This is a genomic window from Pseudomonas fontis, from assembly GCF_028656955.1.
Classification (GTDB): Bacteria; Pseudomonadota; Gammaproteobacteria; order Pseudomonadales; family Pseudomonadaceae; genus Aquipseudomonas; species Aquipseudomonas fontis.
This window is the reverse complement of sequence record NZ_JAMDGY010000107.1, coordinates 1-8,533: the sequence shown is the minus strand read 5'-3', so window position 1 is coordinate 8,533 and position 8,533 is coordinate 1. Positions and strand designations below refer to the sequence as shown.

The 8,533-nt window shown below is 62.1% G+C and carries 8 protein-coding genes and 1 pseudogene; 4 read left to right on the top strand and 5 right to left on the bottom strand.

The window, feature by feature from the left end:
- Nucleotides 1-75: 75 nt before the first annotated feature.
- The 3 genes and pseudogenes from M5G11_RS24955 to gnd form a co-directional block, all read right to left on the bottom strand.
- Nucleotides 76-1,773 (bottom strand): annotated as a pseudogene (locus tag M5G11_RS24955) (glycoside hydrolase family 15 protein); the annotation flags it as partial.
- A gap of 10 nt (nt 1,774-1,783) precedes the next feature.
- Nucleotides 1,784-3,289 (bottom strand): glucose-6-phosphate dehydrogenase, encoded by a 1,506-nt coding sequence (zwf, locus tag M5G11_RS24950; RefSeq protein ID WP_273914041.1) that lies wholly within the window; start codon nt 3,287-3,289, stop codon nt 1,784-1,786.
- A complete protein-coding gene (gene gnd, locus M5G11_RS24945; protein ID WP_273914040.1) occupies nt 3,286-4,269 on the bottom strand; it encodes a phosphogluconate dehydrogenase (NAD(+)-dependent, decarboxylating) in 984 nt (327 codons plus the stop codon). The genes zwf and gnd overlap by 4 nt, the downstream gene beginning before the upstream one ends.
- Nucleotides 4,270-4,467: 198 nt before the next feature.
- Between gnd and M5G11_RS24940 the strand changes: the two genes are divergently transcribed.
- The 3 genes from M5G11_RS24940 to alkB all read left to right on the top strand — a co-directional run bounded on the left by M5G11_RS24940 (nt 4,468) and on the right by alkB (nt 6,716).
- Nucleotides 4,468-4,623: a DUF6026 family protein gene (locus M5G11_RS24940; protein ID WP_273914039.1), complete on the top strand. Its 156-nt coding sequence runs from the start codon at nt 4,468-4,470 to the stop codon at nt 4,621-4,623.
- 254 nt (nt 4,624-4,877) lie between these two features.
- The gene (locus tag M5G11_RS24935; protein ID WP_273914038.1) at nt 4,878-6,035 is read left to right on the top strand and encodes an RHS repeat-associated core domain-containing protein; all 1,158 of its coding nucleotides are present in this window, start codon (nt 4,878-4,880) and stop codon (nt 6,033-6,035) included.
- A 21-nt stretch (nt 6,036-6,056) separates the two neighbouring features.
- Nucleotides 6,057-6,716 carry a DNA oxidative demethylase AlkB gene (alkB, locus tag M5G11_RS24930; protein ID WP_273914037.1) on the top strand — a complete coding sequence of 220 codons (660 nt, stop codon included), beginning with the start codon at nt 6,057-6,059 and terminating at the stop codon, nt 6,714-6,716.
- A gap of 8 nt (nt 6,717-6,724) precedes the next feature.
- On the opposite strand, the gene M5G11_RS24925 is transcribed toward alkB, so the two are convergent.
- The gene (locus M5G11_RS24925; protein WP_273914036.1) at nt 6,725-6,988 is read right to left on the bottom strand and encodes a DUF1652 domain-containing protein; all 264 of its coding nucleotides are present in this window, start codon (nt 6,986-6,988) and stop codon (nt 6,725-6,727) included.
- Nucleotides 6,989-7,254: 266 nt separating this feature from the next.
- Here M5G11_RS24925 and M5G11_RS24920 point away from each other — a divergent pair, with 266 nt between their 5' ends.
- Nucleotides 7,255-7,482: a DUF6555 family protein gene (locus M5G11_RS24920; protein ID WP_273914035.1), complete on the top strand. Its 228-nt coding sequence runs from the start codon at nt 7,255-7,257 to the stop codon at nt 7,480-7,482.
- On the opposite strand, the gene M5G11_RS24915 is transcribed toward M5G11_RS24920, so the two are convergent.
- Complete coding sequence (locus M5G11_RS24915) at nt 7,451-8,368, bottom strand: DNA-3-methyladenine glycosylase family protein (RefSeq protein WP_420793873.1); 918 nt, start codon at nt 8,366-8,368, stop codon at nt 7,451-7,453. The genes M5G11_RS24920 and M5G11_RS24915 overlap by 32 nt on opposite strands.
- Nucleotides 8,369-8,533 lie beyond the last annotated feature (165 nt).

The following is an 8,533-nucleotide window of genomic DNA, read 5'->3' as shown; positions in this document are numbered from 1 at the left end:
GCGCGGGTTTCTTTTTGGTTGGCATACATGCACCTCTTGCTCATGTTATGCCCGAACACAAAATTTCTGACACCCCCCCAGCATGCGCTTACCCCGCGGATCATACTGCTCCGCCAATAAACCCACGTCATTGCACAACCCTGACAACCGCGCAAACAACGCCTGCGCCTCCTCCTCCCGGCCCAACAACACATACACATCCGCCAACCAGAACGAACACACCAGAAACGTCCCCTCCCCCGGACTCAAACCGTCCAGGCCACTCTCGCTGTCATAGCGCAACAACAGCCCCTCACGCAGCAAGCGCTGTTCAATCTGCGCCAAGGTCGCCAAAAAACGCGGATCCTGCGCCGGCAGAAACCCGGTCAAGGCAATCTGCAACAAACTCGCATCCATCTCCTGCGACCCATACGCCTGGGTAAAACACCCCAACAGCGGATCCACCCCCTGCTCACACACCTGCCGGTGAATCGCCTCAGCCACCGCCCGGTAGTGCCTGGCCTGCTCACGCCCCTCCTCCGTCGGCTCGCTCAAACTCGCCGCCCGATCAAACGCCACCCAGGCCATCACCTTGGAATGCACAAAATGCTGCGCCGGCCCGCGCACCTCCCAGATACCCTCATCCGGCGCCTGCCAGGTACGTTTCAGATACGGCATGATCACCCGACCAATCGCCGCACTGCGCGGCAAACGCGGCAGCCCGCCGCGCATCGCCTGGCACAACGCATCCGCCACCTCGCCATAGATATCCAGTTGATGCTGCACCGCCGCCGCATTGCCGATGCGCACCGGCTGCGCCCCTTCATACCCCGCAAGCCACGGCAGGCTGTACTCGGGCAAACGCCGCTCGCCGGCCAACCCATACATGATCTGCATCTGCTCAGGGTTGCCGGCCACCGAGCGCAACAGCCACTCACGCCACGCCTGGGCCTCCTCGAAATACCCCAGGTTCATGAACGCCAGCAAGGTCATGGTCGCATCGCGCAACCAGCAATAGCGGTAGTCCCAATTGCGCTCACCGCCCAACTGCTCCGGCAGCGAGGTGGTCACCGCGGCGACGATGCCGCCCGTTGGCCCATAGGTCAGGGCCTTGAGGGTAATCAGTGAGCGCTTGACCTGCGCCGTCCAGTCACCGACATCCGGGCAACGCTCAGTAAACGCCTGCCATTGCCTGGCGGTATGCTCCAGCGCTTGCCCCGGGTCGAACCCGGGATCGGGCGGCAGATGCGACAGTTCATGGCTCAGGCTGAAGCTGTGCCGCTGCCCGGCCTTGACGCTGAACTGACTGCCCGTGTGATGGTCGCGCGCATGCGTATCCACCGTGCTGCGCAGCACCAGGCGGTCCGGCCCTGCCACCGCCGTCAGCACCTTGGGCGCCAGCTTTTCCACCCACGGCACACTGCTGCCATAGTCGAAGCGCATCACCAGGTCCATGTCGAACGCCACTTCGCCCTCAACGCCCTCGACGATGCGCATCAAAGTGTTGTGGCCAGCCAGCGGCATGCAGTCGATCAGTCGTGCGCGGCCACTGGCAGTGACAAAGGTGGTGTACAGGATCAAGGTGTCCTGGCGGTACTCACGAACCACCTCCAGTACCGCCTCGACCGGAGCTATTTGCCAGCGACCGTTCTCCTCATCGCCCAGCAACGCGGCAAAGCACGCCGGCGAGTCGAAGCGCGGGAAGCACAGCCAGTCCACCGAACCATCACGCCCGACCAGCGCGGCACTGCGACAGTTGCCTACCAATGCGTAGTCTTCAATTGCCCCCGCCATGCACCTCCCGTCAACCGATGCTGTGCCAGACCCGCCGATCGCGGGCCAGCAATTCGTCTGCAGCCGCCGGGCCGTCCTCACCCGCAGGGTAAGGCTGAACCTCGGCGGCGTCCTTCCAGGCATCCAGGAACGGCTGCACCGCCCGCCAGCCGTTCTCGATATTGTCCGCGCGCTGGAACAGCGTCTGATCCCCGGTCAGGCAGTCGTAGATCAGGGTTTCGTAGCCTGTCGACGGCTGCATCTTGAAGAAGTCCTTGTAGGCAAAACCCAGCTCGACGTTCTCCATCACCAGCGCCGGGCCCGGCCGCTTGGCTTGCAAGTCAAACCACATGCCTTCGTTGGGCTGGATCTGGATCTTCAGGTAGTTGGGTTTGGGCCGCTCAAGGTCGGCATCACGGAACTGCGCGTAAGGCGCCGGCTTGAAGCAGATGGCAATCTCGGTGTCGCGCACGCTCATGCGCTTGCCGGTGCGCAGGTAGAACGGCACGCCGACCCAACGCCAGTTGTCGATCATGACTTTGAGGGCCACATAGGTTTCGGTGTTGCTCTCGGGGTCGACCCGTGGCTCCTGGCGGTAGCCGGGGAGTTTCTTGCGCCCCTGCTTGCCCTCGACATACTGCCCACGCACCGAATTCTTCAGGGCCATGGCCTTGGACCAGGGACGGATGGCGCCGATCACCTTGGCTTTTTCGGTGCGCACGGCATCGGCGCCAAACGCGGCCGGCGGCTCCATCGCAACCATTGCCAACAGCTGGAACAGGTGATTGGGCACCATGTCGCGCAAGGCCCCGGTAGTGTCGTAGAACGCCCCGCGCGTTTCGACCCCGACGGTCTCCGCTGCTGTGATCTGCACGTGGTCGATGTAGTGGTTGTTCCAGAACGCCTCGAACAAGCCATTGGAAAAGCGGCTGACCAGGATGTTCTGCACGGTCTCCTTGCCCAGGTAATGATCGATGCGAAAAATCTGCTTCTCGCTCATCACCTTGAGCAGGCAGGCGTTCAGCGCTTCGGCACTGGCCAGGTCATGGCCGAAGGGTTTTTCCACCACCACCCGGCGAAAGCCGTTGCTTTCATCGAGCAGGCCAGCCGCACCGAGTTTTTGCACCACGCCACTGAAAAACCGCGGCGAGGTCGCCAGGTAGAAAATCGCATTGCCGTTGCGGCTCTTCTCGATGCGCTGGGCGATGTCCTGATAGGTGGCGTCTTCAAGGAAGTCCCCGGTCAGGTAGCCGATGCGCTTGGCCAGGCGTGCCCACAGCTTGTCGTCCAGGCACTTGTCGGCCCCTTCGCCCGCGCCCTTGTCGCGCTCGCGCATGAAGGCTTGCAGGCGCTCGGCAAACTCGGCGTCCGTGGCCGCGTTGTGGTCGACGCCAACAATGCGCAGTTGCTTGTCCAGCAGGCCGTCGCGGCTGAGGTTGTACAGCGCCGGCATCAACAGGCGCTTGACCAGGTCGCCGTTGGCGCCGAACAGGAACAGCGTGCAGGGTGGCGCGACGTCGATCTCGTGTTTATTCATTCGCCTTTCTTCTCGACATGCCCACCAAAGCCAAAGCGCATGGCCCCCAGCACTTTGTCGCCATAGGTGCCCTGCTGTTGGCGAGAGCGGAAGCGCGCAAACAGCGCGCTGGCCAGCACCGGCACCGGCACGGCCTGCTCGACGGCGGCATCGATGGTCCAGCGCCCCTCGCCGCTGTCCGATACCGAACCGCTGTAGTTGCCCAGTTGCGGGTCTTCGACCATGGCATCGGCGGTCAGGTCCAGCAGCCAGGAGGTGACCACGCTGCCACGCCGCCAGACTTCGGCGATTTCCGGCAGGTTCAGGTCAAACCGCTGGTCGACCGGCAGGCTGTCGCTGGCCTTGGTCTTGAGGATATCGAAACCTTCGGCATAGGCCTGCATCAGGCCGTACTCGATGCCGTTGTGGATCATCTTGACGAAATGCCCGGCACCGGCCGGGCCGGCATGGATGTAGCCCTGTTCGGCACGTTCGGTCGGGCCACTGCGCCCGCGCGTACGCGGGATGTCACCGACGCCGGGAGCGAGGGTTTTGAACAGCGGCTCCAGGCGCTCGAAAATCACCTTTTCGGCGCCGATCATCATGCAATAGCCACGCTCCAGCCCCCACACCCCGCCTGAAGTACCGACATCGACGTAGTGCAGCTTGCGCTCGGCCAACTGCTGCGCGCGACGGATATCGTCCTTGTAGAAGGTATTGCCGCCGTCGATGATCACATCGTCCGGCCCCAGCAAGTCGGCAAGCTGGGCGATGGTCTGCTCGGTCGGCTCACCGGCGGGCAGCATTACCCAGACGGCGCGCGGCGTACTCATCTGCTTGACCAGCGCGGCCAGGTCGCCAGCACCCGTGGCGCCTTCCCTGGTCAGCGCCTCGACCGCCTTGGCGTCGCGGTCGTGGACCACGGTGGTGTGCCCGTCGCGCATCAGCCGTCTTGCGATATTGCCGCCCATGCGGCCCAGCCCCACGATTCCCAGTTGCATGTGCCGATGCTCCCCGTCGATTGAAGTTGCCACGTCAGACCTTGAAGGTTAGTCCAGACCGATGGCAGATGGTTTCATAGACGAACGGCACGACCGCAATAAACAAAAAAGTTCCCATGACTGAAAAAAGAATTCAGAATCCCGGCCCGACGGAGCGTCTACGCTTACCCCTGAGACAGCCAATTGCGAGGTGTGCAAATGGGAACCTTTATGCCAGCAAGCCCACCCCAGACCCTGTACGTGCAAATCCGTCGCGATGAGTTGCGTCGTTTGCAGGACGAGCGCGACCAGCTTCGCCAACAGGTCGCCCAGTTGAATCAGCTGTTGCAGCAGGCCAAGGCACTGTCGCAGTAACCCCTCTCTTCTATCCCGCCAGCAGGGCATTGACCAAGTCGGTGATCGGGATGAACGTTGGCAAGCGCCGCGCTGATTCATCCCTCCAGTGATCGCCGTGACTGGCGACGCTGGCAGGTACAAATCGAAGGGCTTCGAGATTTCCTGCTCAGACACAGTCAAGTGCCCAAACCCTGACATTCCTGCCAGTACCCGCCGCCGCCCCACGAGATTACACTTGGCTGAATCCTCCTTCAATCAGGGGCATCAAGGCCATGTCGCTCAAACAAAAGCCTGACACGGTATTGTGCAAGTACCACTACAACTCGCTTGATCAACTCGTTGCCAGCCACTCCCCGTTGCAGCTCCCCGTGCAACGCTTCTACGAGAAAGTCCGGCTGGTCAGCGAGGTTCAGGGCCACCGGCAATTGCGGGTGATCCAATGCGCCGACCAGTTGCTTGCTCAGCAGCAGCGCCAAGGCGTCGTAGGAGAAACTACGTTGCTGGGCACTGACCCACAACGATCAATCCTGCATGCCAAAACCGCTTCCAGGCACCATCAGAAAGCCTATACCGTCTACGGCCATTGCCCTGCTGACAAGGACTCAAGTAGCTTTTTGGGCTTCAATGGCGAGCGGCCAGACCCTCTGACAGGGCACTACCTGCTCGGCAACGGCTATCGCGCCTACAATCCGGTATTGATGCGTTTCAATAGCCCGGACTCCTGGAGCCCATTCGGCCAAGGTGGTTTGAACGCCTATACCTACTGCCTGGGTGACCCAGTCAATCGGCAAGACCCTACCGGCCACGACGCGACCAACATCGCTACGATCGGGTTAGCCGCACTCGCTGTGCTGGCCGCAGTCGCGGGTTTCTTTCCTTCATTCGGGTTCAGGGCCGCTCGTGCCAACCGAAAAAGCAAAGGCGCGACGCAAGAATCAGTGTCCAGGCTTATCGCCGCACCAGTGGCGGCAATTGGTGCTGGCGTGACCCTCGCACGGGTTTCAGTGAGCGCAAGTAATCCACAATCCCCAGCGCTTCCTTGGCTTTTTGCCGTGGGTTCGATTGCATCTGCCGTCGGGCTTGGCGCAGGCATCAGTGCGGTGATTGGACATCAGCGCAACCGCATCGCTGCGAGGCGGGAGGCATGGGAGTCGAGGGCCAATTACCAACAGCTGGCATTTGTAAACGGGTATCGGAACCCGCAGAATCGGCTGGCCCCCGCCGAAGCGAACACGTACCACCATGTACGACTGAGACCTGAACCGCTTTATATCAGTCGGGCGGAACTAGGGCTGCCACAATCCACAACGCACGCTCTGCGTGCACCAAGCAAGGCAACCTATGACGCGCTGACCGCCTACAAGAGCTTGCCACTTGAAGAGCAAGACCTGTTCAAGCGAGCCTTGGACATTCGAGAGTCAACCGTTTGAATCCCCGCAACGAGAAGCCGCATGAAACAGTCGGAACTCGATCTGTTCACTACCAGTGAGCGGCACCAGGCGATCTGGATTGGTAAGAGCAGCGCAGTTCTCCCCCTATTCGCCTTGGCTGAGGTCGAAACACTGCTACCGGCCCTGCGCCAGATCATCCGCGCCGCCCCCTTGCGGCACATGATCACCCCGGGAGGTCAGCAGATGTCGGTCGCCCTGAGCAATTGCGGGGATCTGGGCTGGGTCAGCGACCGGCGCGGCTACCGCTACACACCACTGGACCCGTTGAGCAACCAGCCCTGGCCGGCCCTGCCGGAGGTTCTTCTCGAACTGGCTGCCCGCGCCGCCGAAGCCGCAGGCTTTGCGCCTTTCACCCCGGATGCCTGCCTGATCAACTGCTATGTGCCCGGCAATCGCCTGTCCCTGCACCAGGACCGCGACGAGCGCGACTACAGTCACCCCATTGTTTCGGTATCCCTGGGGTTGCCGGCGATTTTCCAGTTCGGCGGTCATCAGCGCAGTGATCGCGCGCAGCGGGTGAGCCTAAGCCATGGCGACGTGGTGGTCTGGGGCGGTGAAGACCGCCTGCGCTTTCATGGCGTATTGCCGCTCAAGCCCGGCGAGCACCCGCGCCTGGGCCAGCGGCGGATCAACCTGACCCTGCGCAAGGCCGGCCCGTGAGCAGCTACTCAGCGATGAGTGTGCCAGGCCACTGAACTGGTGGCACCTTCGCGCTCACTGCGCACCCGCGCCACCAGCTCGACCAAGGCTCGCGGGTTGGGCAACTCGCTTAGCTGGATACCGGTGATGGTGAACGCTTCATGCTCGCTGTCCTGCGGAAAATGCAGGGTCAGCGACAAGCCATCGGTACAACTGACGTCGCAACGCGTCGGCAGGAAAGCCCCTTCGATCATCTGCCGCAATTCAAGGTCACACACTCCGTTCATTGGCATGATTCAACCCTCCGTCACCCCTGGCGCCAAACACGCAGTATGGTCGCCTCGTGCACAAGTGAAAGGCCTGGCCGGCGGGAGTTCAGCACAACAGACCAATGGCTGGACGGACGGTGAACAATGACCGTTCGTCCCCTTAACCAGACATTTTTTAAAACTTTGCCGGTGCTTCGCCGCTCCCACCTTGTGTGCCGTCACATCTTCAACCGGGGGTTTCACCCTGACGGGAACATTGCTCATACGTTGAAAGGGACAGACAGCGAACCATGATCAACGCAAAACTCTACGTTATCGACTATCACCTGCATGGCGACCACAAGTCGTTCGTCATCCGTGCCGAAGCGATGGACAACGCCGAGGCCTGGCACTGGGCAAGCTGCGATGCGGGTGTGGGCAAAATCGGGCGTTATGGCCGGGAAAAGGTGAAGAAAGTCAGCAAGCCACTGGCCGAGCGCTACGGCATTACCGAGGTGACGTGGCGCCAGTCCAGCTGAGTGAAGTCCACAGGTGCTGCGCGGCGTAGGCCCGCCACGGGCTCCAGGCTTTGGCGCGCTCGGCCAGCGGCGTTTCAGGGCCTTCAAGCAGCCGCAGCGCCTTGACCAGGGCGACATCGCCCAGCGGGAAGGCATCGGCTTCGCGCAGGTAACGCAAGGCCAGGTACTGAGCGCTCCACGGGCCAATGCCGCGTAAGGAGCAGAGTGCCGCTACGCGGTTCTCCAGCCCCTTGGCTTGTGCCAGCAGGCGCGGGTTGATCGCCAGGGCCTGGGCCATCCCGGTCAGGGTGTTGGCGCGTGAGCGCGGCATGCCCAAGGTGCTCAGGTCTTCGTTTGCCACGGCCTGCGCCACAGGGAACAGATGCGTCAGGCCCGGATGACCACTGTCGAACGGCTGCCCATGGCGGCTGACCATGCGGCTGGCGAGGGTGATCGCCCCGGCCACTGAGATCTGCTGGCCGAGCACCGTGCGCATGGCCTGTTCGAATGCATCCCAGCCCCCGGGGACGCGCAGGCCGGGGTGCCGCGCAATGAGGTCGGCCATCAGCGGGTCGCGGGACAGGGTTTGCTCGATGTGCTGAAGGTCGGCATCGAGATCGAAAACCCGCCGCACGCGCAGGGTCAGCAGTGGGAGTAGGTTCGGGGGGATATCGCTGAAGGTGACTTGCAGGCGATTGCCACGGGCTGGGCTTACGCCAAGGGTGCCGCGCTTGCCCCCTATGGCGAAGGTGCGCGAGTAGACGTTGTCGGCGACAACCTCGATGCCGGTGATGGCGCGAGCCTGCAGAAAGGCGAGCAAGGCCGGCCAGTGATAAGGCGGGCGGTAAGCCAGCCAAATGACCAGACGGCCTTGCTGCAGGGATCGCTGGTGGGGTGCGGGGAACATCACTCAGCCTCCTTGCTTGAACATCATGAGGGACTCTCGCGGGGGGTGTCAGAAATTTTGTGTTCGGGCATAACATGAGCAAGAGGTGCATGTATGCCAACCAAAAAGAAACCCGCGCGCCAAGCGCCACGAGAATTACCGAAAATCGGCTATTCGGATAATCGT